This is a genomic window from Prosthecobacter fluviatilis (assembly GCF_055388355.1).
In genome coordinates, this window is sequence record NZ_AP043782.1 from 107,136 (window position 1) to 131,897 (window position 24,762).

Annotated in this window: 24 protein-coding genes; 2 read left to right on the forward strand and 22 right to left on the reverse strand. The window is 61.5% G+C overall.

All coding sequences use genetic code 11. The features are described from left to right. Positions 1-35: 35 nt before the first annotated feature. The 4 genes from ACZ5WW_RS00420 to ACZ5WW_RS00435 form a co-directional block, all read right to left on the reverse strand. Entirely contained in the window at positions 36-1,721 is a 1,686-nt protein-coding gene (locus ACZ5WW_RS00420; RefSeq protein ID WP_377171224.1) for a hypothetical protein, read from the reverse strand. A gap of 251 nt (positions 1,722-1,972) precedes the next feature. Beyond that, positions 1,973-2,695, reverse strand: a complete 723-nt coding sequence (locus tag ACZ5WW_RS00425) for a hypothetical protein (protein ID WP_377171222.1) — start codon at positions 2,693-2,695, stop codon at positions 1,973-1,975. A gap of 367 nt (positions 2,696-3,062) precedes the next feature. Beyond that, positions 3,063-3,677 (reverse strand): hypothetical protein, encoded by a 615-nt coding sequence (locus tag ACZ5WW_RS00430; protein ID WP_377171220.1) that lies wholly within the window; start codon positions 3,675-3,677, stop codon positions 3,063-3,065. Positions 3,678-3,694: 17 nt separating this feature from the next. Continuing rightward, entirely contained in the window at positions 3,695-4,429 is a 735-nt protein-coding gene (locus ACZ5WW_RS00435) for a hypothetical protein (RefSeq protein WP_377171218.1), read from the reverse strand. 119 nt (positions 4,430-4,548) lie between these two features. Here ACZ5WW_RS00435 and ACZ5WW_RS00440 point away from each other — a divergent pair, with 119 nt between their 5' ends. Next, on the forward strand, positions 4,549-6,024 hold the full coding sequence (locus ACZ5WW_RS00440) for an IS4 family transposase (protein ID WP_377172269.1): 1,476 nt from the start codon (positions 4,549-4,551) through the stop codon (positions 6,022-6,024). Here ACZ5WW_RS00440 and ACZ5WW_RS00445 read toward each other — a convergent pair whose 3' ends face one another. Next, on the reverse strand, positions 6,025-6,975 hold the full coding sequence (locus ACZ5WW_RS00445) for a hypothetical protein (RefSeq protein ID WP_377172251.1): 951 nt from the start codon (positions 6,973-6,975) through the stop codon (positions 6,025-6,027). It abuts the gene before it with no gap. A 410-nt stretch (positions 6,976-7,385) separates the two neighbouring features. Between ACZ5WW_RS00445 and ACZ5WW_RS00450 the strand changes: the two genes are divergently transcribed. Continuing rightward, positions 7,386-8,333 (forward strand): hypothetical protein, encoded by a 948-nt coding sequence (locus tag ACZ5WW_RS00450; RefSeq protein WP_377172253.1) that lies wholly within the window; start codon positions 7,386-7,388, stop codon positions 8,331-8,333. Positions 8,334-8,593: 260 nt separating this feature from the next. Here the strand turns inward: ACZ5WW_RS00450 and cysC are convergent, their stop codons facing one another. The 17 genes from cysC to ACZ5WW_RS00535 form a co-directional block, all read right to left on the reverse strand. Continuing rightward, a complete protein-coding gene (gene cysC, locus ACZ5WW_RS00455; RefSeq protein WP_377172256.1) occupies positions 8,594-9,139 on the reverse strand; it encodes an adenylyl-sulfate kinase in 546 nt (181 codons plus the stop codon). Positions 9,140-9,151: 12 nt separating this feature from the next. Continuing rightward, entirely contained in the window at positions 9,152-9,760 is a 609-nt protein-coding gene (locus ACZ5WW_RS00460) for a sulfotransferase family 2 domain-containing protein (RefSeq protein ID WP_377172258.1), read from the reverse strand. Positions 9,761-9,793: 33 nt separating this feature from the next. Then, positions 9,794-10,462, reverse strand: a complete 669-nt coding sequence (locus ACZ5WW_RS00465; protein WP_377172260.1) for a glycosyltransferase family 32 protein — start codon at positions 10,460-10,462, stop codon at positions 9,794-9,796. A gap of 25 nt (positions 10,463-10,487) precedes the next feature. After that, positions 10,488-12,575: a GlcNAc-transferase family protein gene (locus ACZ5WW_RS00470; protein ID WP_464694201.1), complete on the reverse strand. Its 2,088-nt coding sequence runs from the start codon at positions 12,573-12,575 to the stop codon at positions 10,488-10,490. Positions 12,576-12,697: 122 nt separating this feature from the next. After that, complete coding sequence (locus tag ACZ5WW_RS00475; protein ID WP_377170528.1) at positions 12,698-13,507, reverse strand: hypothetical protein; 810 nt, start codon at positions 13,505-13,507, stop codon at positions 12,698-12,700. A gap of 24 nt (positions 13,508-13,531) precedes the next feature. Continuing rightward, positions 13,532-16,315 (reverse strand): beta strand repeat-containing protein, encoded by a 2,784-nt coding sequence (locus ACZ5WW_RS00480; protein ID WP_377170526.1) that lies wholly within the window; start codon positions 16,313-16,315, stop codon positions 13,532-13,534. A gap of 225 nt (positions 16,316-16,540) precedes the next feature. Then, the gene (locus ACZ5WW_RS00485; RefSeq protein WP_377170524.1) at positions 16,541-17,095 is read right to left on the reverse strand and encodes a peptidoglycan-binding protein; all 555 of its coding nucleotides are present in this window, start codon (positions 17,093-17,095) and stop codon (positions 16,541-16,543) included. A 90-nt stretch (positions 17,096-17,185) separates the two neighbouring features. Continuing rightward, the gene (locus ACZ5WW_RS00490) at positions 17,186-17,494 is read right to left on the reverse strand and encodes a hypothetical protein (protein WP_377170522.1); all 309 of its coding nucleotides are present in this window, start codon (positions 17,492-17,494) and stop codon (positions 17,186-17,188) included. 23 nt (positions 17,495-17,517) lie between these two features. Then, the gene (locus ACZ5WW_RS00495; protein ID WP_377170520.1) at positions 17,518-18,213 is read right to left on the reverse strand and encodes an alpha/beta hydrolase family protein; all 696 of its coding nucleotides are present in this window, start codon (positions 18,211-18,213) and stop codon (positions 17,518-17,520) included. A gap of 136 nt (positions 18,214-18,349) precedes the next feature. Next, positions 18,350-19,162 carry a hypothetical protein gene (locus ACZ5WW_RS00500; RefSeq protein WP_377170518.1) on the reverse strand — a complete coding sequence of 271 codons (813 nt, stop codon included), beginning with the start codon at positions 19,160-19,162 and terminating at the stop codon, positions 18,350-18,352. Between the two features lie 23 nt (positions 19,163-19,185). After that, positions 19,186-19,314 carry a hypothetical protein gene (locus ACZ5WW_RS00505; RefSeq protein WP_377170516.1) on the reverse strand — a complete coding sequence of 43 codons (129 nt, stop codon included), beginning with the start codon at positions 19,312-19,314 and terminating at the stop codon, positions 19,186-19,188. Next, a complete protein-coding gene (locus ACZ5WW_RS00510) occupies positions 19,311-19,724 on the reverse strand; it encodes a hypothetical protein (RefSeq protein ID WP_377170514.1) in 414 nt (137 codons plus the stop codon). Before ACZ5WW_RS00510 ends, ACZ5WW_RS00505 begins: the two co-directional genes overlap by 4 nt. A gap of 48 nt (positions 19,725-19,772) precedes the next feature. Continuing rightward, positions 19,773-20,963, reverse strand: a complete 1,191-nt coding sequence (locus tag ACZ5WW_RS00515; RefSeq protein ID WP_377170512.1) for a hypothetical protein — start codon at positions 20,961-20,963, stop codon at positions 19,773-19,775. 20 nt (positions 20,964-20,983) lie between these two features. Further along, a complete protein-coding gene (locus ACZ5WW_RS00520; RefSeq protein WP_377170510.1) occupies positions 20,984-21,127 on the reverse strand; it encodes a hypothetical protein in 144 nt (47 codons plus the stop codon). Positions 21,128-21,209: 82 nt separating this feature from the next. Continuing rightward, a complete protein-coding gene (locus ACZ5WW_RS00525) occupies positions 21,210-21,938 on the reverse strand; it encodes a hypothetical protein (RefSeq protein ID WP_377170508.1) in 729 nt (242 codons plus the stop codon). 6 nt (positions 21,939-21,944) lie between these two features. Further along, the gene (locus tag ACZ5WW_RS00530; protein WP_377170506.1) at positions 21,945-22,235 is read right to left on the reverse strand and encodes a spike base protein, RCAP_Rcc01079 family; all 291 of its coding nucleotides are present in this window, start codon (positions 22,233-22,235) and stop codon (positions 21,945-21,947) included. A gap of 92 nt (positions 22,236-22,327) precedes the next feature. Then, positions 22,328-24,622: a portal protein gene (locus tag ACZ5WW_RS00535; RefSeq protein ID WP_377170504.1), complete on the reverse strand. Its 2,295-nt coding sequence runs from the start codon at positions 24,620-24,622 to the stop codon at positions 22,328-22,330. Positions 24,623-24,762: the final 140 nt, after the last annotated feature.

The window sequence follows — 24,762 nt, forward strand, 5'->3', positions numbered from 1 at the left end:
GGAGAGAGGGGATCAAACGGACCTGAAGATCGCATTCAACGTGGTCTCAACGCGGGCTGGAATGCTGGTGGTGCGGGTGGAATGTAAAAGGTTTGATAACGAGGGGGATTGTCCATGGAGTTCCTCACCTTCTTCAGCATTTCTGGCGTGACTCCATTTCCCAATGTCTTTGCCACGTGGATAAAATCATGATTGCCGTACCTGGTGAGCATGGGGATTGCATACGTGTTTCTGAAATGTTTGCCTTCCTCCAGATTCCGGGCTTCCTGCCAGAAAGCTTTGGCGATTTCCTCCGGGGGGACGTTGGTTCTGCCCTTGAACTGTTCTTTGATTTTGGCGGCTGTTCGTTCCGCATTCACAATGTTGGACACGCGAACGGCTTCGTTTTCCGTGTAGTCGTCCCCGGGATCTCCATGGTATGCCACCGGGATGATTTGATTCAGTGCCTCGCTGGCTTTCTTCCGTGCTCGCTCAAAGGGGTTGGGATTGTTTTTGTCAGGTTTGGCGAGGGCTTCTTTATATTCATTTTTAAATGCAACCCGCTGAATCACATGGGCCAGTTCGTGCCCGAAAGTTGCGCCAGACAGTTCGCTTGGATTGATTTCAATGGTCACGGTGCCGTCATCGCCGATGCTCATGGTTGCCTCGCCTTTTCCCGATTTTGGAACGATTCGGATCTTGTTGGGAAGACTCCTGACTGCTTGCATGATTGCAGCTGTGGTGGGCGACTCCTGGAGTTCTCTGTTCAGGGCATCTTGCACAGCTTTCGCAAAGGGGGAATTTTGATCGTCGTCGATTGAGATGTTTGATCTTTGATCCGGGTCTCCCGAGGCGGGGGCGGGTGCATTGGCTGCAGCGGCACCAGATGCCGTGCCCGATGGTGGTTTCGACCCAGGAGTGACATTCTGCGCGAATGTTTGCGGTGCTTTGGGGCTTGATGGAGCCTGCCCTGTGGCGCGGGTGTCTGCCACATTCTGGAAGAAGCCGTCGGCTTGATGCCGCTCATTCTCTGTGCTGCCGGGGCGGTACACCAGACCATGGTATTCAGGCTTGTCAGCCAGGCTTTGGAACTGGCCTGTGCTCTGACCTCGGAGGCCGGGAGGCAGGCGCTTTTCAAAGATGCGGCCTCGGGTCAGGGCGGGGCGGCTGTCTTGAGCGGGGGTTTCTCGGGTGGGAGAGTCCGGGGAGGGAGCGTGGAAGCCATCGCGGAGGTCTTGCGGGGAGGGTGAGAAGCCGTTGTCTCGAGTGGTGGAGGTGCTGCGTTCAGCAGAATGCGCGTCGTCGAAGCCTGAGTTGCGGACGGGGCGGTTCAGGCTGGAGCTGCCCACATCCTCATCGTGGGCCTGCGGGGGCAGGTCTTGGGCGGTGATGCGGGGCATGTACCAGGGACTGTCGTCTGCGTGGTCTTGCGGGGCGGTGTCGTCTTCGGGGTCGGCTTCTGAAGGAGGGGGATCATCCTGATCCTCCAGTCTGGTGGGCGCGGGGCTGGTGGGTGTGGCGGAGCGTGGAGGGATCGGGGCGATCCCTCTCCGGGGGCTGTCTTCCCGGAGCGGGGCGGTGGAAGGCGCAGGATTGTCACGCACCGGCAGGTGGCTGAAGGCGCGGACGCCGCCGGCGCGGGGCATGGGCTGCATGGTGTCTTCCTTCTCCTCGTCTTCGAGGTGAGCAGGGCGGCGGACTCGTGTTTCAGGAAGGTGGGAGGTGGAGAAGATGAAGGACATGGGAAAAGTCTTGGGTCTGGATCTGGGGATGCAAGTGAAAAGATACCGGAATGTGGTATGATGTGGTTTAAAAACCGTATGGAATGCCGGTGGAGATGACAAGGCATGAAATGCAGGATGCCCGCTGCTGGCGGGGCGCAAAATCAGCGCGCTTTTTCACCCGTCGCCAAAGGCAAAATGCCTGGCATGTTTGTGGCGCTGTCCGCATTTTTTGAAAATACCTTGATGGGCTGACTTCTGCGCCTGTCAGGCTATCTGAAAGTGATATCCTGCCATTCCAGCGTCAGTCCTTGCGTTCTAGTGCTGAATAAAGGACGCGCATGAAGTATCCAGAGGTCCTCAGCAAGCACCTTTTCTGTGGCAGCCTCATCCACACCAGTCAAATAAACAGCGACAATGTGCCGGTTGTGGCCATGCAAATAACTTTCAAAGACAAGGGCATTGCCACGTCTGGCATAACCCACTCCACGGATGCCTGGTCGACTTTCCCAGCTGCTTCCAATAAGGGGGGCTGGTGTATCCGAAAGATCGATTTCACCTTCCGCCGGAGCAGGTCTTTTCGCTGTCAGTGTTTTTCTAAGGAGGTCTGCCTCCCCAGGAAACGCGTTCAAAAAGTCCGTCACTCCCCATCCAAAAGCAGTGTTGCGAACACTCGATGGCAGGATGCAGTAGGAACTGACACCCATGACCAGCACCGCTGCCAGGGTGATGCAATGATGAAGCAAAGACCAGGCCGCACCGGGGATGTCTGCCGGCTTTTTCTTCCGATAAAAGGAGATCGCACTCACCAGCGCCACGATCGCCATGAAAGCCAGCACTGAATAGCTTAGAGTGTCAGTCAACTCGAGCACCAGCTGGGACGCCCCAAATTTCCAACCGAGGAAATAATCCGTCAAAAAGCCCAGAGACAATCCTGCACCCAGTGCTGCAAGCAGCGATCCGCCGAAAAGAAGCCTGGCAGTTAATTTACTCACTCCAAAACCTTAGTTTGATCATGACTGGGGCGTCAATCGGCAATTCGAATGTTCGCAACAGGAAAAGATGCCAGAAAAGATGCCAGGCATTTAGCAAAGGTGAGACGCCTACGCTTCTCATTTTCAACCTCATGACAGATCGTTGCCTCGGATGCTAGTGGCGCGGGTTTTGAGAAGGGAGTCGGGCAAGCTGGTTGTGGCAGTCGAGCAGAGCCGTCGTGGCTACAAGTGAAAGACTGATATTATATCTTATATCTTCCGTTGATCGGATAACAGCCCGCTCATCGATGATGGGCTCGCAAACAACAGCTCTCTTCGCCTTCAAGCGCCACGAGCAGTCATCTGCCAAAACTTGGCACTCAATGGCTCATTTATATTTCGGTGAGAGATGGATCTGAATCACCGACTCATCAAATGGAGTGGCGACGGTGCGCGCTACCTTGCTTTGCTTGTAGTGCATCTCGCACTCCACCCAAACAATCCTGTCCTGATAGAGGTATGCCGCCGTTAGGATCAGACCAATATTGCCCTTGTCCAACTCTAGAAACTGGGTGGACTCGGGAACATACATGATGTTGAAGTAGGCCTCATTTCCTGAGCGGGAAGGCGGCACCAGAGTCTGCAGCACTTCCTGAAACGTGCGCGCTTCTGCAAGCTTCTCCAGCGTGGGCGGGAGAAAGGGGAGCAGGACATAATAGCCACGTTCATCCGTCTTGAGCGACACATTGTCACCTTCGACGCGCATCATTTTAAAGGGCACATTGTACCAGGGGTAATCATTGAATGAAACAGCCACTTCTTTGCCGACGTCAGAGCCCCTGTGAATGAGATCGCTCAAGCCCTCCAGATCATAGAGCCTGAGGAAAGGCAGGATCTGGGCACTGGTATACACCGTCGGCTCGGCGGGCTGCCCTGGGGTCTGCCCTGGGAGGCAGGTTGCCGCCACGAGAAAGCACGCAAGAAGTAGAAGGCGATTTTTCATAGGTTCATTCAAAAGGATTATGGGTCTGTGGGCAACGGGACATTCACGGGCTCATTCTGAATCTTGTCATCCAGGCCCAGGCTGGTAAACCAGTCTGGATTAGGCTCATAGAACTCGGTGCCCGATCCTCCCTTGCAGGCACGTACGTGGGTGGGAAGATGCTTGTCATTGTATCTGTCCCTCATCGTTGTGAACGCTCTGTGGCATCCGAGAAAGAACATTTGCTCCATGTTGAGCACTTTCTTTGTTGCCTCTTCCTCGGTTGCATAAGGCTTGGTCTTAAGCTTGAATATATTTTCCGAATAGTATTTGGAGATACGCCGTCCCACTGCTTGATCAACCTTGATGTGGGCTTTTTCGTGCTCGGTCAAATCAGCCACCGTTTTGGCGGTGATGTCCGCTGTGTCTGCTCCGGGTTTGCCCGAGGTCCATCGGAGCTGCGGCCGGGCAATGTAGGAAGTAGGACTGTAGGTATAAATACGCGGTATGCACACATATCCTACATACTTGCCGTTGGCGTCCTTTTTGACCGTCGCCTTCGCTTTGATTTTATCACCAATGTAACCGCCATTGCGTTCAGTAAGTGCAAGACCACCTTCGTCTTGGTTTTTCTTAAATATATCAGCTGCAGTCAATGACTTAAACGTTGCGTCTGGAATATCATACAGGTCGCCCTTGCTGCCGCAGCCTTCCGGGCTGCTGCTGGAGGTCTTGACCACCTTGTCACTCTGCGTGGATGAAATGCCAGGCATGAATGGCACTTGATTAAGGGCAGGATTCGTTTTTTGGCAGGTTCATTTACAGGCATATGTATTAAAATTTTTGTGTAACATTATTTGAACATTCCAACGATGCTTGAACTCCACTTCACATGGCTGTTCAAACTTCTTTCCTCCCTCATTTCCCTCACCTGCTTCAGGGCAGGGCCAAGCCTTCCCTGGCCAGCCTGCTTGCCCGGGGCATCGAGCACTTCCGCCACCTCTCCTTGCCCGATCTTTCCGCCCTGATCGGTCCCTTCTTCCCTCAGGATTTCTTCTCCAGTGCTCCTGATTCCAAACCACTTCGAGAGTCCATTTACACCCCCACCACCCTCTTCTGGGCCTTTCTTTTCCAAGTGCTCAACCCGGGCATGGCCTGCCAGGGCGTCGTCGCCAAAGTCCGTGCCTGGCTCATCAACCGTCCGCTCGATCCCAAGCGTCCTTCCCTGAGAACCGGGGCTTTTTGCCAGGCGCGTTGCGCTCTGAGCCTTCCGTTTGTCCAGGCTGCCTGCGAGGCTCTGCGCTCCAAACTCACCGCACAGGCACCCTCAGCCTGGCTGTGGTGCGGACGTGAGGTCAAAGTGCTTGATGGCACGAGTTGCTCGATGCCTGACACCACCAGGAACCAGGAGCGCTGGCCGCAGCCCCCTGCTCAGAAGCCGGGTTGCGGCTTTCCGGTTGCCTCCATGCTGGGTGTCTTCTGCCTCTCGACGGGTGCCTGGCTGGGCCACGCGCTGGGCAGGTGGTGCCGTCATGACCTGGGCCTCTGGCAGCAGGTGAGCCATCTGCTCAAACAGGGCGATGTGCTCCTCGGCGACGCCGGCTTCTGCGCCTGGGCGCTCATGGCCGAGCTCAAGGCGCGTGGCGTTGACACCGTCCTGCGCCTGCATCAGGCACGCCCCAAGGACCTGGGAAAAGGCCGCTCTTTGGGCGGCCATCAATGCCTGCAGAGCTGGCACAAGCCCAAACATCGACCTGGCAAGTGCCCGTGGGATGCCCGGCAGTGGGAGGCGCTGCCGGAGCAGCTCGAAGTGCGCATCATCAAGGTGCCCATTGAGCGCAAAGGCTTCCGTACCCATTGCGTGTGGATCGCCACCACGCTGGTCGATGCCAAAGGGTATGGCGTGGAGCAGATCGCCGAACTCTACCACCGCCGCTGGAGCATCGAGCTGTTTTTTCGGGACATCAAAACGACGATGAAAATGGATGTGCTGCGCTGCAAGACTCCCGACATGATCGAGAAGGAGATCCTCATGCATGCCTGCGCCTACAACGCCATCCGGCTGCTCATCCTGCACAGCGCCAGCGCGCACGGCCGTGAGCTTGGGCGGGTCAGCTTCAAAGGCGCGCTTGACGTGCTGCGCGAATGGCTGCCGCGTGCCGCACTCTATGCTGACAAGCCTCGCAAACTGGAACAGTGGCGGGATGAATTGCTCAAAGCCATCGCCTCAGTGATGAACCCCCAACGCACCGGACGACGCGAACCCAGGGCCAAGAAACGACGCCCCAAAACCCATCAGCTGCTGACGCAGCCGCGCCGCGAGTTTCAGGAAATCCCCCACCGCGACAAGTATCGAAAGGCGGCTTAATCAAGTGCCATTCATGCCAGGCATTTTGTTCCCACTTGATTGTGGGAGGGCATCAGGGTTTCGCGGTGGCAGCGATGTGGGTGTCTCCTTAACTTCTGAGTTATTTCTTGGTGATGTCCCCCGTCCTTCATCCTTCTTGTCGGGGTCTGATCCCCGGTAGGGGGTGACGGCCTGGCTAGGCGCTGCGGGGTTGCTGCCGTTTGCCGGCGGAGTGGACCCACGCACTGGCTGTGGTTGCGCTGCAAGGGTTCGGTCGGGTCCCTGAAGGCGCTGTTGTGACGAGGTCCCGCTGGCATCCTTTCCCATCTGCTGGCTCAAAAACGCCTCTGGTGCGCTGCGTTGTTCAAACAAGCGGCCTCCCGGCTGGGCGGGCTTGCTGTCTTGAGCGGGGGCTTGCCCGACAGGTGAGCGTGGAGCGGGAGGATGGAAAGCATCGCGGAGTTTCTGCGAGGAGGGGGAGAAGCCGCTGTCGCGGGTGCTGGAGGCAGCGGGAGGTGCATCATCGAAGCCGGAGCTGCGGGTGGTGTTTTCCCAGGGTTTGAGGGCGGGGGCGTATGCGTCCTCATTGTGATCCTGCGGTGGCGGGTCTTGGGCGGTGATGCGGGGCATGTACCAGGGCCTGTCGTCTGCGTGGTCTTGCGGGGTGGTGTCGTCCTCGGGGTCGGTTTCTGGCGGAGGGGGATCATCTTGATCCCTCGTTCTGGAGGGTGCGGCGCTGGTGGGTGTGGCGGAGCGTGGAGGGATCGGGACGATCCCTCTCCGGGGGCTGTCTTCCCGGAGCGGGGCGGTGGAAGGCGCAGGATTGTCACGCACCGGCAGGTGGCTAAAGGCGCGGACGCCGCCAGCGCGGGGCATGGGCTGCATGACGTCTTCGTCTTCCTCTTCTTCAAGGTGGTCAGGGCGGCGGGCACGTGCTTCAGGCAGGTGGGAGGTGGAGAAGATGAAGGCCATGGGAAAAGTCTTGGATCTGGGGATGCAAGTGAAAAGATACCGGAATGTGGTATGATGTGACATTCGTTGAGTTTGAGGCGCGGGAGCAGGCTGAAGAGCGGCCACGGAATGCACAAAAGGCCGGGAGCCGGGGGGGCTGAATCCGTTTGCGTGCACTTCCGTGCTTGTGCCCTGCCGGGGGGGCATGACAGAGGGGAGGGGCATGGCGGGTGCTGGCCGCTCAGCAGGGCCGGTTTGGCAGCACGGATGCGCCCAGGGCGGGAGAATTTTCGGACAAATGCCTGTTGATCCTAAAGATTCCACCCGGTTCCCTTGGGTTCTTTAAATCTGTTCGGTGGAACATCATAAATCTCAATTCAGCTTGCAGATATGTTCCTAAGCGTATCATTTGGCCACCCAACCACGTGCTCATGAAACAACTGCTCCTCACCCTTCTGCTGGTCTCTTTCGCCTCCACCTCCGCCCTGGCAGACAGCCCCGAGGCCATCCTCAAGGACTACCGCAAGCAGGCTGCGCAGGCCGTGGAGCGCGTGAACCAGTCGCTGGAGAAGGCCGCCATACCGCTGATTACCAAGCTGGCGAAGGATGGTGATGCCGCCGGTGCGGAGCTGCTGACCAACCAGCTCAAGGAGAAACTCGCCGGAGAGTCCGTGCCTTCTCCGCAGGCTAGTGCCGTGCAGCTCTTCTCCATGTATGACGATGCCCGAGCCAAGGCGCTTGCTCCTGTCCAAAAATCGAACATCGCTCGCATTGACAGCATGCTGAAAACGGCCGGCGGTCCCAAACTGGAAACCATCACGGAGTTAGGCAAGGTGCGCGAAGAGATCGTGGCGGGGACTGTGCAGCCGTTGGCGGGGCTGTCCCAAGAATCAGGAAGCGTAACGGACAATCTCCTGGATAACGGCTCATTTCAAAAGGGAACCGTTAAGTGGGAAATGACAACGCATGTTTCCTCAGCGAACGTCAAGTGGTCGGTGGATAGAAAGGTTTTGTTTCACGACAAGCCAACGCTGCGTGTCATCAATCCAAGTGTCACAGACACACACATCATCCAAAAAGTGAAGGTCAAGCCAAACACCCGCTATCGAATCTCAGGTTTCATCAGAGCACAGAACATCAAGGACCAAAATGGGAATGGCATCAATGCCTCCGGAGGTGATGGAGCCTGCCTCTCCATCGCCGGGAGAAATGGCTGTGCCAGCAGCCGTGTGAGTGCCGACTCATGGACTGAAGTCAGCAGTGAATTCAAAACAGAGAGTGAAACCGAGCGCGTATTCGAGTGCCGCCTCGGCTATTTTGGCGCCTCAGTCTCAGGCACCGCCTGGTTTGCCGAACTTAAGATGACCGAGGTCAAGTGAGAGCCTGCACCGGGCGTATCCAGCCGCCATCTCAAGGTGCCCTGTCATTGAGTGAAGACTTCTGAATGCAAAGATCTGAATTCAGGGTTCCTGAGAATTCGCTGATATTCGCGTCACCTGCCACTCTCAAGGCGAAGGACTGAAGGTTGCTGCTGGATATCACGGCATTCAATGCGGGGGGGGGCGACGGCGGGTCTCGTGAATACCATCCAAAAATCTTCCTTTCTGTCTGGTCCGCTCCTTGATTCAGATGCCGTTGCTCATGTAGAATCTGCAAATTGATGGATCAGCGAATGGATGCATGCGGGGATCGATTCAGTCGCTGTATCCAGCACCAGGTCGGATCTTGCCGGCTCTTCAAACACAAAATCTTTGCCTGGGAACTGGTGAATGTTTCCGGCCGCCGCCCTCGCATACAATCCTTTGGTGTCACGGGATGCACAGACTGCATAGTCACATTTCACAAACACCGCTTTGAAAGACTTGTCCCCAATGATGGAGCGGGCCATCTGGCGCATAGATTCATGCGGTGTCATCAAAGCGACTACCACAATCAGCCCCTGCTCGCAAAGCAGCTTGGCCAGTTCCGCTGTTCGCCGAACGTTTTCCTGCCTGTCCTCGCTCGAAAACGCCAGATCCTGGCACATCCCCATGCGCAGCCTGTCTCCGTCCAAAACGACAGCCGGGTGCATGGCTTCCCTGAGCACTTGGGCGAACGCAATGGCGAGTGTGGTTTTGCCCGCACCCGAAAGGCCGTAAAGCCACAAGACTTTAGCTTCTATTTTTCCAATATCAGCCGTGTTCATGGCATGCAAAATTTAACCTTTTGAGTTGAAGCCAAACAGCTCAAAGTCTTTTCGATAAAGGCTGGTTACTAAATCAACCAATCTGGATTTGTTCGCTATTTCAAGCTGGCCTGCGGAAGATGGGTTTAGAATATCCAGCGGCTCATGAGGCAGGCCAATGGTCTGGCATATGCGGAGCCACTCTTCCGGTAGATTTTCGAACTTATAGACATCATTGACCAGAACGCGATCCTGCGCATCGCAGATGAACGTATGCTGGGGGAAAAGGTGGACAATCTGACTGATGACGTCTGGTTTTTGCTCCACACAACTTATGAAAGTGTCCAATGTGGCGCACTCATGCACGATCTTATTGCGAAGATTGAGGTTGATCGGTCTGTCCAGCAGATAGAAAAAAGCAGACACAAAACGGCTTAGAGGGTGGCGCACGACTGCAAACTTGTAATAGTCATCAAATACGCCGGGGTACTTCTTTCTAAATCCCTCGGCCGTTGTGTGGCCGCCGACCACCACGCCGTTGTTTTCCCGCAGTCTTTTTTCAATGGAGGTGCCTGCGGTCTTCGGGACATGAACAAAGATCGTTTTTAAGTGGGGGTAAATCTGAGGGTTGGGATAGATCATGCAGTCTGAAAAATGGATGAAACAAGGTGCTGGTCACAGCGGGTGGCGCTGAGCAGGCCGGGCCGTTGCGGGATGACTGTGCGGATGCTGCCAAGTCGCGGCTCTTACATGGTAGCCATATTGATGCCTGCCCGTGCCTGCATTGCACTTTTCGTTGTCGAAATAGTCTCCATCAAAAACAAAAATGTTCGGCTTTTCAGTCAAGGCCTCGTAGTACTCTCCGAGGGCCCGCGGCCCGGTGTGGTGCAGGGGATTGAGGCCGGAGGGGAGTGCAAACATGTGTTTCAGCACATCCAGCCAGAATGGCTGAAGCGGTTTGCTTACCATGAAGGCGTTTCCGAGGAAGTGCTGCTTTTTGACGACAGCTTCCGTTGACTTGTAAAAATACATGTCGGCCTCGCCTGTGATGATCTCGTCGACTGGACGGGTGAAAACAAAATCAAGATCGGCATAGATTCCTCCATATTTGTACAGCATGCAGTATCTTGCTGTGTCCACCCTTTTGATATGCCGGTCGAGTGCTGACCACGCTTCATAAAATTGTGGGAAATCAGCCTTCATCAACCTTTCCAAGTCAGCGTCGGTCCATAGCTTGTATTCCCAATGCCCTAAAAAGGCTCTGACCGAAGCCTGAGATCTCTGAAAGACCCAGTAGGTGATGTTGTCGTCTTTCCATGTTTGATGGACGATTTTAGGAATCATGTTCATTTCATGAAAAAGGGAGCGCTCAGAGAGCCTGAATAACCTTGTCCAGCCATCCTTTAGAATGGCTGACAGGCCATAGGATGAACCTGGCCGGAGATGCCGATGATAAAAACCGCACTGTTTTGTGATTGGTTTGCTTTTTGGCCTCAGGGCTTTCTGCGTCGGCATCGAATCTGTGCAGCACCTTTCCGTCTGCGCATTCAATGGCAAAGTACACAAATTTCAAATCTGTGCATGACCCGATGTCTGAGTCATTCCATTTTAAGTCTACTGTTTGCTCTTTCAGGAATGAGCTGTCCCAGCTGGCTCCGTCCATGTAGGTGCAGGGCGGTGCGATGCCTTTCACGGCGTCTGCATGGAGGGTGCGCTTGCTGAAATTGATCCCGGCGTAGAGTTCGTAATCATGATGACTCCGGACTGTTCCAAGGTCATGGCCGGATATGTCCTCATCGTTCTCCTCTTCCTTCAGGAGCTTTCGAAGGCGCCTCTTGCTGATCACGTCTCGCTCATGCCATGCAACCAGTTCGTTCTGGGTCAGGTGATCATCCCAGTGCTTGACTCTTCCGGCGCGAGTGTACTCATGCCACACTCGCAGCCGGTGCGGGTGGAAAAGATCATAGCCGGAGGTGTAGGAGCGAATGGCGAGGCTGATTTCATCGCCCGCAAAATAGAGCTGAGGATCGTAACGGTAGTCTTCGCAGTGCTGGCCTAGCGTGAAGTAGAAATGCCCGCTCACAAATCTGGAGCGAAGCGGGCGGTTCATGTCCTGCCAGCCTTTGATCACCTGGGGCAGGAACATGATCGTGCCATGGGAGGTGAAGCGGTCCGCCACCATGCAGTAAGGCTCGGTCGCCGGAGCTTTCTCGCCTGAGGGATCATAGGTGCCGGCATAGGTGGTGATGATGGGCTTCGCGCTGCAGGTTGCTTCACAGTCTTGCATCAGTAGTGCATCCCAGTCCTGGATGAAGCGGTGGTGCGAATCGAGCTGAAGAGTGAATTCCTCGCCTTCCCACATCTTCTGCAGCCGCGATCTGGCCCAGCCAAGCCCCTGGCTTTGCCGCCATGGCACGTCATCAACTCGAAACTGTGGATTGCCCGAGAAAACGTTCATGGCTGTTTCTTCAGGGCCATGCTGCCAGCACACACCAAAGCGCAAATCGGCGGGGTATTTGGCTTTGGAGAGCGCGTCTTGAATGGTCGGTAACAGCTCGGGGTCCCGATAAGAAGCTATTTGGACAAAAATCATGTTGGATGATGGAGCTAAGGAATAGGCGGTGGTGTGGGTGTTGGGGGCGGTGGTGTGGGTGTTGGGGGCGGTGGTGTGGGTGTCGGGGGCGGTGGTGTGGGTGTTGGGGGCGGTGGTGTGGGTGTTGGGGGCGGTGGTGTGGGTGTCGGGGGCGGTGGTGTGGGTGTCGGGGGCGGTGGTGTGGGTGTTGGGGGCGGTGGTGTGGGTGTCGGGGGCGGTGGTGTGGGTGTCGGGGGCGGTGGTGTGGGTGTCGGGGGTGGTGGTGTGGGTGTCGGGGGCGGTGGTGTGGGTGTCGGGGGTGGTGGTGTGGGTGTTGGGGGCGGTGGTGTGGGTGTCGGGGGCGGTGGTGTGGGTGTCGGGGGTGGTGGTGTGGGTGTTGGGGGCGGTGGTGTGGGTGTCGGGGGTGGTGGTGTGGGTGTCGGGGGCGGTGTGGGTGTGGGTGTGGGTGTGGGTGTGGGTGTGGGTGTGGGCGTGGGCGTGGGCGTGGGCGTGGGCGTAGGCGTAGGCGTAGGCGTGGGCGTAGGCGTAGGCGTAGGCGTAGGCGTAGGCGTAGGCGTAGGCGTAGGCGTAGGCGTAGGCGTAGGCGTAGGTGGAGGCGTCGGTGTGGGTGAAGACGTTGGCCAGGGCGTGGGTGTCGGCGTCGGCGTCGGCCGGGGCACCTCCTGCGGCGGAATGTAAATGCTGAAGGGTGGGGGCGCGGGGAACGGATCTTCCACGGTGGTCTGCGGGGCGGGGGACTGGCTGCCGAAGGCGGAGGTGGTCTGGTCGATGTCGATCCTCGGCCGCGTGCTGCGGGTGCGGATGAGCACGTTGTCCTGCGTGATGCCGTGGGTGATCCGCACGCCGGGTGACTTGGCGACCCACTGCCGCGACAGCCACGAGCTGCCGGGCTGGACAAAACTGCCGGCGGCGGCGGGCGCGGGGGATGCGGCCGGAGGGCCGGAGGTGGTCGTGGTATTAGGCATCAGAAAATGGTATTCTAAAGGCTATGAGGTGCTCTCGCGGTCGTCGATGGGCGGCATGGCCTCGACGAGCTCGCGGAACCAGAAGCCGCCGATGTTTTGCGTGGTGTCCTCCACGGGGTAGCGCTCCCAGTCCGTCATGGGCGTGGCGGGAAACTCCTGCGCCACCAGGTCTCCGCTGACCTCGGACTCGGGCGTGCCTGCGCCAAAGATGACCTGGCCGCTGGTCTGGTAGCGGGGGAAGCGGCAGCCGGGGTGCAGGCACTCGGGGATGCTGCCGCTGCAGCCGTCAAAGCTCCAGTTCGGCGAGTCGGTGATGGGTGTGGGGGAGCGGTTGTCGCGCCGGGGCCAGGGCACCTCGGAGAGGAAGCGGCTGATCTTGAACCACGTGGGGTATTCCGCGCCGTCGCGTATCTTCATGCGCGGGTGCGTGCGTGCTGCGGTGGCGATGCCGGTGCTGTCATACTGCGCGGAGAGCGGCAGGTTGCCTTTTTCAAACCAGAGCTTCAGCAGCACGGTGGGCCAGTAGTGCATGCGCTTGACCCAGGAGACCTGGAAAGGCGTGTTGCGCTCGGCTTCGGTGCGTGTGCGGCCAAAGATGAAGGTGCGCTTCTGGTAGTCCGCCTTGGCGGCGTGCACCAGGGTGTAGCCTTGCAGGCTCTCGGGGATGCTCTCCGCGCGCCGGATCCACTGCGGGCAGTCGCTCCAGCGGTAGATCCGGGAGTTGAAGTCCGGGAGCTCGTCGCCGGGGCCTTCCTTGGCGGTGATGGTGAAGCCGCGCTCGGCGGGGTTGGGCGTGTCCACCCAGTCGAAGTTGGAATTGATGGAGGGCATGGGGTGCGGAGGGTGGGCTTGAAATTATTCGCGGCGCTGGGAGCCCCAGCCCATCACATCGGCCTTGCGGTATTTGTAGCCGAGGCCGTTGCTGGAGACGAAGACCAGCCAGGTGGTAGTCTTGTCAAACTGCCGCGGCGGCGTCCCGGAGGCGGAGTCTGAGAGCGAGCCGTAGGTGGGATTCACGCTGACGGCCTGCGCGGTGTAGCCGATGATTTCCTTGGTGATGGCCACCTTGGTGATGTGGCCGGGCGTGGTGAGCTGCCCGCCAAAGCCGTTGGAGGCGGAGCCGCCGCTGCTGGCGTAGCCCACGGTGCCTGAGGAGGAGACGGCGGAGTTGTTGTCCAGCTGCACGGTGGTCTGGAATTCATTGCGGTAGGGCTCGCCTTTTTCCGTGGTGCCCTCCTCGGAGACCTGGCCCGTCCACAGCGGCACAAAGCCGTCTCCGCGCCCGCCTTTGAGGTAGATGTAGGTGTCCGTGGGCGTGGCGGTCACATAGGTGTAGAGGCTGTTTGGCGCGCTGGTGCCGGCGGCGGCGATGACCTGCACGCTGGCCGTGCCGGCGATGCCCGGCGGTGTGGTGCAGGTGAGGGTGGTGGCATCGACCACTCTGAAATTTGTCGCGTCCACGCCGCCGATGGTGACGCGCGTGGCTCCGGCGAGGTCGGTGTCTCCGGTGAAGTAGGTGCCCCGGATCGTGACGGTGGTGCTGCCTGCGGCGGGGCCGATGGGCGGGGAGATGCTGCTCACCGTGGGCAGTGCCAGCACGTAGTTGAAGGTGATGGTGTCCGTGCTCGCTCCATTCGGCGTGGTGACGACCACGTGCTGCACGGTGCCCGCGCTGCCCACCGGCGTGGTGCAGGTGAGGGTGTTGTCATTGAGCACGACGAGCCGTGTGGCCGCCACGCCGCCAAAGGTCACGCTGGTGGCGCCGGTAAAGCTGCGGCCGGTGAGCGTCACCGTGGTGCCTCCTGCGGAGGTGCCGCTGGCGGGGGAGATGTCTGTGACGTGGGGGACGGCCAGCTCGTAGGTGAAGAGGGTGTTGTCCGCGCTGGTGCCGCCCACGGTGGTGACGGCCACGCTCACCGCGCCCAGGCTGCCCGCCGGGGTGATGCACGTGAGGCTGGTGCTGCTCAGCACGGTGACATTCGTCGCGGGCACGCCGCCGATGGTGACGCTGCCTGCCCCGGTGAAATTTGTGCCGGTGACGGTGAGCAGCGTGCCGCCCAGGGTCGAGCCCCGCGCAGGCGAGGCGCCATTGGCCATGGTGGCGGTGACCGTGGGCGCGGGCTGCACGTAGGTGTAGAGATTGCTGGAAACCGTGCCGCTGGGCGTGGTGACGGCCACGCTGGCAGAGCCTGCGGTGCCCGCCGGCGTGGTGCAGACGAGGCTCGTGCCGCTGATGACGACGACGTCCGTCGCGGCCACGCCACGGATGGTCACGCCCGTGGCTCCGGTGAAGTTGGTCCCTGTGAGGGTGACGCTGGTGCCGCCTGCGGTGGAGCCCGCGATGGGGGAGATGTCGGTGAGCGTGGGCGGTGTCAGCACGTAGGTGTAGAGGCTGTTGGCCGTATTGGTGCCGCCCGGCGTGGTCACCAGCACGCTGGCCGTGCCCGCGCTGTGCGCGGGCGTGATGCAGGTGAGGCTGGTATCATCTACCACGGTGATGCCGGTGGCCGCCGTGCCGCCGATGCTCACGCCGGTGGCCCCGGTGAAATTCGTGCCGGTGATCGTCACCGTCGCGCCGCCATTGGCCGAGCCGCTGGTGGCGGAGATGGCGGTGACCGTGGGCGGCAGCACGTAGCTGAAGAGCGTGTTCGCCGCATTCGTGCCGCTGGGCGTGGTGACGAGCACGCTGGCCGTGCCCGCGCTGCCCGCTGGCGTGGTGCAGGTGAGGCTGGTGCCGCTGCCCACGACGACGCCGGTGGCCGGTGTGCCACCGATGGTGACGCCGGTGGCGCCGATGAAATTTGTGCCGGTGATCGTCACGCTCGCGCCGCCGCCCAGCGGGCCGCTGGCGGGTGAGACGACGCTGACGGTGGGCGCGGTCTGGTAGGTGTAGAGGCTGTTCGCCGCATTGGTGCCGCTGGGCGTGGTCACGAGCACGCTGGCCGTGCCCGCACTGTGCGCGGGGACGGTGCAGGTGATGCTGGTGCCGCTGACCACGACGACGCTGGTGGCCGCCGTGCCGCCGATGGTGACGCCGCTGGCTCCGATGAAATTCGTGCCGGTGATCGTCAGGCTCCCGCCGCCTGCGGGGAGTCCGCTGGAAACCGAAACGCCGCTGACGGTGGGCGCGGCCTGGTAGGTGTAGAGGGAGTTGCTTGCATTCGTGCCGCTGGGCGTGGTGACGAGCACGCTGGCCGTGCCTGCGCTGCCCGCAGGCGCGGTGCAGGTGATGCTGGTGCTGCTCATCACGGTGACGCCCGTGGCCGCCGCGCCGCCGATGGTGACGCCCGAGGCGCCGGTGAAATTCGTGCCGGTGATCGTCACGCTCGCGCCGCTGGTGAGCGGGCCGCTGACCGGGGAGATGCCGGTCACCGTGGGTGCGGCCTGGTAGGTGTAGAGGGAGTTGGCGGCATTGGTGCCGTCCGCGTTGGTCACCAGCACGCTGGCCGTGCCCGCGCTGCCCGCAGGCGTGGTGCAGGTGAGGGTGCTGTCATCCACCACCGTCACACCGGTGGCGGCCGAGCCGCCGAGCGTGATGCCCGTGGTGCCGGTGAAGTTTGAGCCGGAGATGGTGACGGTGACGCCGCCGAGCAGAGGGCCGGAGACGGGGAAGATGCTGGTGACGGTGGGAGAGGCCATGATCGTTAAAGCGGGTGGTATGAAGTGGTATTAAGAGAGGTGGGGAAAATCACGCGGCGGCCATGGCCGGGTGCGGGGCAGGGCGCCCTGTGCGGGCTGCGTCGCGGGCCGGGCCGTGTTTGAGCGGGGCCGGCTGCGCTTTGCCGGCGGGGCCCTGCCTGATCTGGGGCCGTAATGGTGTGCTGGACGATGCCATACTATGGTATTGGGTCCGGATTTGAATAGTCAAGCGGATGCTTGAAAAAGGTTTTTCATCAGCGCGGCGCAGCCGCACTGGCGGCTGACGGCCAGGGGATCGTAGCGGCCGTCGGCCACGTATTTGCCGCAGCGGTACTGGTCCGTGAAGGACCAGAGGTAGGGGGAGGGGACGCCCTTTTTGCGGTAGCCGGTGCCGTTGTAGTTTTCAAAGGCCACCAGCGCCGCGCCGGGGCTCCAGTCGGTGGCTTTGTCCAGGCCGTCGTACACCAGCGCATCGCGCGCGCTTTCCTCCCAGGTGAAGGGCGGTGTGCCCGCCTTGGGCCGGCCTTTGGGCACCTGCACGGTGCGCGCGGTCAGCGGGTCGCCATTGTGCAGGTGCCGGGTGAATTTCAGCCCGCACTCCATGCTGTGCAGCACACCTGGCACCCACCAGGGCATGCCGGGAAAGTGCGCGGCCACGGCCTCATAGCGCGCGCGGCTGGCCAGGATGCGCGCGGCCTCCGCCCGCGCCTCGGCGGCGTGCTCGGCCTTGATGGCGCAGGCTTTGAACTGGTCTGCATAGGTGTCTGCGAGGGTGCTCATGGTTTTCAGTGTTCGGTGTTCAGTCCTGGCCCAGCAGCAGGTGCATGCCCCAGAGCAGCAGGCCTACGGCGGCGATGCCGATGAGCGCATTCATGGCGTCACAGCAGAGGCGGGGTTTTTCGGCGTGGGCTGGGCTGCCAGCACCTGCTGCAGGGCGGGGAGGTTTTTCAGCTCCTGGGCCGTCATCGCCGTCACGGCGGCGCTGGTGCTGCCGCCGGAGATGAGCAGCGCTCCGCCGCCGGCGAGGATGTCCTTTTCCACATCTCCGATGATCTGCGCCTGTACGGCGGGCGTGCGGATTTTCAGGAGGGCGGGACTGCTGCAGGCGCTGAGGCTCAGGAGAGCGAGGGCTGTTACGAGCACGGCGGCTGCGACGCGGGCGGGTGTGGGTGTTTTCATGGGGAAAGTGTCTTGTTTCTTGGTTATTCGTCACGCAGGCCGCTGTCTCCGGGGCTCCAGTCTCCGGCGCTGTGTGTGGTAGAAAGTGGTATTGCATGGTCCGCGAGATCATTGGCGCTGAGGGCCTGCATGAGCGCCTCAAACGGCGCGCCGCGCTGCAGCCAGGTGGAGTGGCCGCAGGTGTCGTCGCTGTGGTCCTGCACCACGCCGGGAAAGAGCGCCGCAAACTCGCGCCCGCGCAGGCCCAGGCTGCCGTACCCGAGGCCCAGCCAGCGCAGCAGGGGGCGCGTGGCGGCGGCAAAGCGCAGCGCGCCGTCATTCCGGCTGCCGTAGATGTGGATGCGGCGGATCAGCCCCTCGCGGATGGCCTCGGCGAAGTCTTCCTCGTCCGCCGCCGGGGAGATGAGGTGCGCGGCGTCGATCTCCGCCCCGCAGGCCTCCAGCACGCGCGCGATGAGGTCGCAGCCGTTGCTGTGGCCCACCAGCACGAGGCGGTAGCCCGCGCGCCGGTAGTAGCCCGCCTTTTTGGCGATCTCGTCCGCGCGCTCGCGCTGCCGCACGCGCCGGAGCAGGGCGCCGCAGGCGTACTCAAACTTTTCCGCCACCACGCCGTCCGGCAGCCGGGTGTTGATCCAGGTGACAAAACGGTCCGTCCACCCCTCGGCGTCGCCGGGGTTGGTGCGTATGCCGTTGATGGCGATGTAGCAGGTGCGCGTCATGGTGATTCAGCTCCGTGTGTTTGTGTCTGGAGGCAGGGGCATGCGGTCATGCTGGCTGCCCGCCCGGACGTCCGGTTTTGTCTTCGCTCATGCGGGGTGTGAATGGCCGTGTGAAATGGGTTTCATAGGGCGTGCATCACTCAAACCGCCCGCGGGTGTCTCTCCAGCCGCGCACGGTCAGCTTGAGCGTCACGTTGGTGCCTGCGGCGTTTGCGATTATATACCCGTAGGCATCCGTCGGTATCATGAAGTGTCCGGCGGCAGGAGCTGTCGCGGCCACTCCGCGCAGTGAGGCCGTCTCCGCAGTAGGAGTGACGAGGGTCGATGCCGACGCATCCAAACTCACGAAAAACGCTCCGCTGGTGGATGATGCTGACGCTTTCAAAAGAGCATCGACAGACGGCGGCGCCCGCAAGGCGATGCCTGTTTGGGAGCTGACTATCGTGCTATAATCTGCGGAAGTCTGCGAGGTGCCGAGAATCGTCTCATCTCCATACTGCTGGCTGGCGACCAGCGTGGTGCTGCTGGCCGCGCGCACCCAGCCTATGCGGCGTTTGTACATGAATCCTGAGGGCAGGGGCACACTGTTGCCATAGGCGGAGACAATCACGTCAACATTGCCGGACGAGTCCATGATGAGCCACACGGCATAGCAAGAATGAGTGGTCAGCGCCGGGACTGAATAAGGGTCCAGCCCCCCGCTGCTATCCCCGGAGGCCCACGTGGCATCTACGAGTTTGGTCAATATGCCTCCGAGTGTCATGTCCACGCTGTTGGTGTCGTCCCGGCAGGTCCCGGCGTACACGTAGACATTGCGCGTGCCGATGCTGCGGATGGCAAGCCCGGCCAGGTACCCTCGCGGCAGGGCGCCCGCCGCCGCAATGACCGCATTGATCTTCGTGCGGGCCTGAAGCCCGGTGTCGCCGTTTTCGAGAGTGCTGAGTGGCATGGGTGTGCTGGGGTGGAAAAAAATCAGGAGTCGCGCCAGAGCGCCGCGTCATCCCAAACGCCTGCGTCATTCCAGGCACCGTTTGCGAGTACCCACGGCGGGCCGCCCGGCTGCCGCGCAGCCAGCGAGAGAGTGTGCGAAAGTCCGATCATGGTTTCTGGTGGTTAGTGGTATGGCTGGCCTGCAGGGTGGCGCCGCGCAGCGCGTCAAAGCTCAGCGTTTCCAGCTTTTCCACGCGCCTGGTCTGCAGCTCGATGAGGTCGGCGATCTGCTGCGCCTGGTTGTTGAGCGCGTCGCTGAAGCGGTTCACCGTCTCGATGCCACGGCCCCAGACGGCGCGCAGGATGAGCACGATGAAGCCCGCGAGCGCGATGATGAAGCCGATGAGCACCACATGCAGCGGCTGGATGGAGAGCTCCTGGGGGTCGATGTTTGCCAGCTTGAGGTACCACCCCGCCACCGTGGCCGCCACGAGGCCCAGCGCGCTCACCGCCGCGCCAAAGATGCAGGTGGCCAGGGAGAGCGGCATGTCAAAGTGTGAGGGGTCGAGGGGGAGCTTCATGAGGGCGTGGGGTAAAGGGGCTGTCGCGTGGTGTGTGCGGAGGTGGGTCTACACGTAGCTGTCGCTGCTGTAAAAGGTGCTGCCGACGAGGCTCATGCGCGCAAAGCCGCCGCTGTAGTTTGTGGCGGAGCCGATGTCTGACCACAGCAGCGTGAAGGTGCCGTTTGAGCCGGAGATGCCGCCGCTGCTGCCTGAGCCGCTGCTGCCACCGCTGAGATCGAGCGCAGGAGGCGTGGTGCTTTGCTCGGTGAGGCAGCTCTGCAGCACGATGGTGCCGCCCCCGCCGCCGCTGCCCCCTGCGCCGGGATTGCCAGGAGCTCCGGTGAAGGATTCATCGCTGTAGCCTGAGCCACCGGCACCGCCACTGCCACCCACGCCCCCGGCGGAGGTGAAAGGGCCGGCGCCCAGCAGGCAGTCTGTGAGCACGAGCTGGCCGCCGCTGGCGCCGTTGCCGCCATGCCCGCCGTCTGAGCCGTTGTACATGCCGCTGTCTCCATTCGCGCCCGCACCTCCCAGGCCGCCGGAGCCGGAGCGGATGGTCACGCTGCCGACGTGCAGGCCGGAGAGGCTCACGGTGTCGAGCGCGGTGCCGTCTCCGGCGCTTCCGCCATCTCCTCCGGTGCCGGAGATTCCATCGACGCCATAGACATAGAGCGTGGTGATGCTGACGAGCGAGCGGCTGCTGCCGATGAGGGTCACACGGGTGGCATCGCTCACTGTGAGGGAGGGGATGACGGCCCGCTGGCGGAAGCTGTGAAACACGAGGGTGACCTCACTGGTGCTGAGTGTGAGCCCCGCAGCAGGAGAGCCGGACAGCACAAATCTGGCCACGCCGCCGGAGAGCGCGGCGGCGTAGGCGGCAGCGAGGGTGGCGAAAGGCCTGGCCGGGTCTCCCAGGGCGGCGGTGGCGTCATTGCCCGAAGGGTGTACAAAGGCGAAATCGCCCAGGCCGTTTGCGCCGCCGCCCGGGGCCGCCCAGGTGCCGTCCGCCCGCAGAAAATTCGTCGTCCCGCCGCCGAGCTTTGGCAGCAGACCGTGGGCGCCGGTGGTGGCGTTCAGCGTGGTGACGTCCGTCGGCGCGGCGAGCTCGTCCAGCCTGACGGGAGCCGCCGCCTCCATCAGCGCCGCGCCTGCGGCCGTGAGGGTGAACTTCCGGTCCGCGCCGCCCTGCGTGCCGTAGAGCAGCCCTCCCGTGGCGGGAGTCGCGGCGGTCAGCGAGGCGAGTGTCTGGTCAGCCATAAAGTATTAGGATGTGGTTTTCAGTGGGAAAGAAGGAGAAAGCCTGCCCCGTCCGCCAGCCGCAGGCCGCCCGTGCCACCTGCCAGCAGCAGCACCTCCCCCGCCCCCCCCGGCGAGGAGTCGCGCATCTGTGCCAGAGTCAGGGCTAGACCGAGTGCGATCATGGGGAAGGGGGAAAGGGGGCGGGGGTCAGGGTGTTTGCCTGTGCTCGCAGAGGCTCCGCAGGTGTCATGATCAGCAGCCGTGTCATTTGGCATCTCCCAGGTAAGAGGTGAGCGCAGCAGAAACGGCATCACTCAGAGGCTCTGTAAAAGCCAGCCAATGGCGAAAGCCAACCACGCCATACGAACCAAAGTAGTATCCAAGATTCAGGGCGTCATCCCCAGTCACGTAAGGGCCGGCCGAGGTTGTGCTGTCATAAACAGTGCTCCCATCAATGGCAACCGCACGTCTAGATCCAGACTTCATGAGCCGCAGCACATGCCAGCCATTGTCAGCCAGGAGCGCAGTCGGAAACGTGATGGAGACGGATCCATGGCAGAGACTGAGGGTGGCGTTCTCCGCCCCCGTGTTCAGTCCGATCTGATTTGAGATTCCGGTGGAGGTGAAAACTCCAGCTGCAGGAACTGGCGGCAGTTTGATCACCAGCCAGATTTCCATGTCGCCCGTGGTCCCAAACAGGAGCTCGTTATTGATGCCGGTGCCCAGAGAATCATCAACACCATCCATGGATATGGATGCGCTCCCGTCGCCGTCGTCCGCCTTCCAAGTCGGCCGGGCCGTGCCCGTTTGCGCAAGCGTGTAAAGCCCCCTCCTGCCCACCCATGAGGAGACAGGATCTCCATCAGCACTCCCGGTCAGGGTGCGAAAATCAAACCACTCCGACATTTCTCCGAGATTCAGAGGATCAAACGGCTGTTGCAGCACGTTTTGGGTGCCGAGGGCGTGAGCAAATGACAGGCCAAATCCGAGCATGGTGTGTTAGAGCGCAACAAGGTTCGTCGCCGTCGTCCCCGTGGCGTTCACGCGGGCCGTCGCTATGGGCAGCACGGCGCCTGCCGGCACGGCGGCAAAGGTCACGGCCACGCCGTTTTCATTGATGGCGGCCACGTCCCCCGCGCCCCCCACATACAGCGCGCGCGCCGGGCCCCCTTTGATCGCGACGCTGTCCGAGGGCGTGACGGCGCGAAAGGACGCGTTGGGCACCATCTCCTGGAGGGCTCCGGGGATGGACATGGGATCGAGCGGTGTGCGGCGTTGTGAGGCAGGCATGGCGTGCTAGGGGGTTAGGTTTGTGTTCAGGATGTTGGAAAATGTCATAACGTGGTTGGTGTAGGCGTGGACCGCCCGAGGCAGGTCCATGATCAGGCCGGCTGCGGTTCGGCTCCAGGCATACCACCCGGTGGTATCGTCATCCCAGCAGCAGCCCCCGGCCCCGGCATGCCCGCCCCCGGCGGCATCATGCCCGGCACGCCCGCAGCGGCGGGCGCACCAGTGCCCGGCATCGGCATGCCCGGGGCACCCGGCGCAGCTCCGGGCGGCGGCGGTGCGGCCGCCTGCTCCTGCTGCTGTTGCAGCGCCAGCAGGCCCTTCAGCTTTTGCGCCTCCTCCGGCGGCAGCAGCGGCAGGCAGCTCTCCAGCGTCACCACCGGCTTGCGCACCATCTCCTCCGCGTTGGAAAACTCCAGCGCCTTCAGCGCCTGCACCACGCCCACGCGTGCGCCCGCCTTGTCCGTCTCCGGCAGGCCCGAGTAGCCCTGCAGCTGCTGCATCATCACCTGCGCGCCCTGCAGCTTGTTCTGGTTTTGCTCCTGCGTCAGCAGCATCACCACGTCGATGTCCAGGTCGCGCACATGCTCCGGCGTGATCTTCACCAGCTCCTTGTTGTGCCCCTCGCCCCAGGCAAAGGCCTCCTCGCGGTCAAAGTTCGAGTAGAAAAGCTTCACCGCATAGCTGAAGCCCCGGCCCTTGCTCCGCCGCAGCCGGCGCACCGGCTTCTTCAGCAGCACCGCCGCGCGGCTGATCAGGGCCTTGATCCCCGTCGCCGTGTTGCTCTCCGGCACCGCCGAAAGATCCCCCTGGCTCGCGTTTGTGATCCCGCTGCGCAACTGCGCCAGCTGCATCCCCGTTTGAAAAAGCTCCATGCTCCGCGAGTCCGCGTCCGGCAGGTTCGCAAACTCGATGCAATCCCCCAGCCGCTTCCCCGCCTTCGGCCGCAGCGTCTTCCCCGGCCCGATCACCATCGCCCCGCCGTCCTCATCCACCTGCAGGTTTTCCTCATGCACCGCCGTCAGCGGATTCGCATGCATCTCATTACGGAAGCTCACCTGATTCCACAGATTGTCCGTGCCCGTCTGCAGGTAGGAGTACTTCGAGAAAAATCCCCGACCATACAAGCGGTGCGGCACCGGCTCCCACACCTCGCACTTGATCGGCAGCTCCGCCTTGGGCGACACATTCGCCAGGTAGTCCGCCCACACGATCCAGTCCTCATGCACCGGCGGAAAGACCATGCACACCCGCGCCTCGCGCCCGGTGCCCGTCACATCCGCGCGGATGTACGCCTCGATCAGCCTCACGCGAGTGTTCAGCAGCTTGTCCGCCTCCTCCTCGCCCAGCGGCTCCTCCGCCGGCGCGCACGTCACCGTCGCATCCGCCGTGCGCTCGCGCTGCACCTCCTCATCGCTGTGCACCCGCGTCTCCGCGCAGCGCGCCAGACGTATCGCATCCTCCTTCGACAGGTGAAACCTCCGCATCGCCTCAAACGTGCTCATCTCCACGCTCACGTACACATTCGTGTGCCGCAGATCCAGCTCCGGCGCATCCTCGCGGAAAGAGATGTCGTTAAAGTGCACCGGCACCGCCTCCACCCCCTGGCGGATGACCGTCTCGCGCGTCTCATACGCATCCTTCCACTCCAGCCTGCCCTTCAGGCGGCGGCGCAGCCGGCGCACCTGCGCATCGCTCGTCACATAGTCGCCCAGCGCATCCAGCACCGGCACACCGTCCGCATGCAGGCAGGGCGTCACCGCCTCATGCACATCCACATCCGTCGCGTAGAGCGTCTTCATAAAGCACTCCCCCAGCGTCACCGCCTGGTCGATCCCCAGGCACTGCGCATCCAGGTAGCGGCCGTCGCGAAACGTCCACTGCAGATGGTGCTGGATGTCATCCGCCAGCTTCGAGTCCGTGCGGCCCACCGGATTCGCCGCGAACCACGGCTCACCGCCGTAGATGTCCTGCTCCGCCTGCGCCGCGGCAAATTCCGCCAGCGCCGCCACGATGTTCACCGAATCATTCGCCATGTCAAAGATGCTCGCCGCATCCTCCATCTCCAGCTTCTCCCGGCGAGCCCGTGCCCGATGATCAAAAATATCCTGCGCCTCCTGGCTCCACTTCAGGCGGTTCGCCCGCCATTGGACAAGGCCCGCGTCATACTGCGCCTTTTGAGAGCGCGCCCATTGGACAAGCCGAACTGCACGCGCCCCGCCATTCGCCGCCAGCGCATCCTCCAGCGGCGTCTTCTTGCGCTTGCGCACCAGCGCCGCTTTTGCGCGCAGGGCAGCCACCGTGGCCGCAGCCGGGCCCAGGGCATGAGGCGCAGCATCCGCCAGAGGCGAAGACGAAAGAGCAGGGGCAGGTGAAGGGAGCAGAGGCATGCGAAAAAGGAGAGATCGAGGGTCAAACAAACATTTGAGTTCCCCCTCCGAGTTCCGCACTGCGTCAGGCTTGTCTGCTCATACTCCTTGGGTCCGAATTTTAAACCGCAAGCGAAAAGTGTTTTTTGGCTGGGGAAAAA

Coding starts and splice junctions, on each gene's coding strand:
- ACZ5WW_RS00510 (WP_377170514.1), bottom strand. CDS start 19,724: ATGAAGCTCCCCCTCGACCCCTCACACTTTGACATGCCGCTCTCCCTG.
- ACZ5WW_RS00445 (WP_377172251.1), bottom strand. CDS start 6,975: ATGGCCTTCATCTTCTCCACCTCCCACCTGCCTGAAGCACGTGCCCGC.
- ACZ5WW_RS00530 (WP_377170506.1), bottom strand. CDS start 22,235: ATGCCTGCCTCACAACGCCGCACACCGCTCGATCCCATGTCCATCCCC.
- ACZ5WW_RS00520 (WP_377170510.1), bottom strand. CDS start 21,127: ATGATCGCACTCGGTCTAGCCCTGACTCTGGCACAGATGCGCGACTCC.
- ACZ5WW_RS00495 (WP_377170520.1), bottom strand. CDS start 18,213: ATGACGCGCACCTGCTACATCGCCATCAACGGCATACGCACCAACCCC.
- ACZ5WW_RS00450 (WP_377172253.1), top strand. CDS start 7,386: ATGAAACAACTGCTCCTCACCCTTCTGCTGGTCTCTTTCGCCTCCACC.
- ACZ5WW_RS00435 (WP_377171218.1), bottom strand. CDS start 4,429: ATGCCTGGCATTTCATCCACGCAGAGTGACAAGGTGGTCAAGACCTCC.
- ACZ5WW_RS00490 (WP_377170522.1), bottom strand. CDS start 17,494: ATGAAAACACCCACACCCGCCCGCGTCGCAGCCGCCGTGCTCGTAACA.
- ACZ5WW_RS00460 (WP_377172258.1), bottom strand. CDS start 9,760: ATGATCTATCCCAACCCTCAGATTTACCCCCACTTAAAAACGATCTTT.
- ACZ5WW_RS00515 (WP_377170512.1), bottom strand. CDS start 20,963: ATGGCTGACCAGACACTCGCCTCGCTGACCGCCGCGACTCCCGCCACG.
- ACZ5WW_RS00475 (WP_377170528.1), bottom strand. CDS start 13,507: ATGCCCTCCATCAATTCCAACTTCGACTGGGTGGACACGCCCAACCCC.
- ACZ5WW_RS00480 (WP_377170526.1), bottom strand. CDS start 16,315: ATGGCCTCTCCCACCGTCACCAGCATCTTCCCCGTCTCCGGCCCTCTG.
- ACZ5WW_RS00465 (WP_377172260.1), bottom strand. CDS start 10,462: ATGATTCCTAAAATCGTCCATCAAACATGGAAAGACGACAACATCACC.
- ACZ5WW_RS00500 (WP_377170518.1), bottom strand. CDS start 19,162: ATGCCACTCAGCACTCTCGAAAACGGCGACACCGGGCTTCAGGCCCGC.
- ACZ5WW_RS00420 (WP_377171224.1), bottom strand. CDS start 1,721: ATGTCCTTCATCTTCTCCACCTCCCACCTTCCTGAAACACGAGTCCGC.
- ACZ5WW_RS00485 (WP_377170524.1), bottom strand. CDS start 17,095: ATGAGCACCCTCGCAGACACCTATGCAGACCAGTTCAAAGCCTGCGCC.
- ACZ5WW_RS00535 (WP_377170504.1), bottom strand. CDS start 24,622: ATGCCTCTGCTCCCTTCACCTGCCCCTGCTCTTTCGTCTTCGCCTCTG.
- ACZ5WW_RS00440 (WP_377172269.1), top strand. CDS start 4,549: ATGGCTGTTCAAACTTCTTTCCTCCCTCATTTCCCTCACCTGCTTCAG.
- ACZ5WW_RS00505 (WP_377170516.1), bottom strand. CDS start 19,314: ATGATCGGACTTTCGCACACTCTCTCGCTGGCTGCGCGGCAGCCGGGC.
- ACZ5WW_RS00525 (WP_377170508.1), bottom strand. CDS start 21,938: ATGCTCGGATTTGGCCTGTCATTTGCTCACGCCCTCGGCACCCAAAAC.
- ACZ5WW_RS00430 (WP_377171220.1), bottom strand. CDS start 3,677: ATGAAAAATCGCCTTCTACTTCTTGCGTGCTTTCTCGTGGCGGCAACC.
- cysC (WP_377172256.1), bottom strand. CDS start 9,139: ATGAACACGGCTGATATTGGAAAAATAGAAGCTAAAGTCTTGTGGCTT.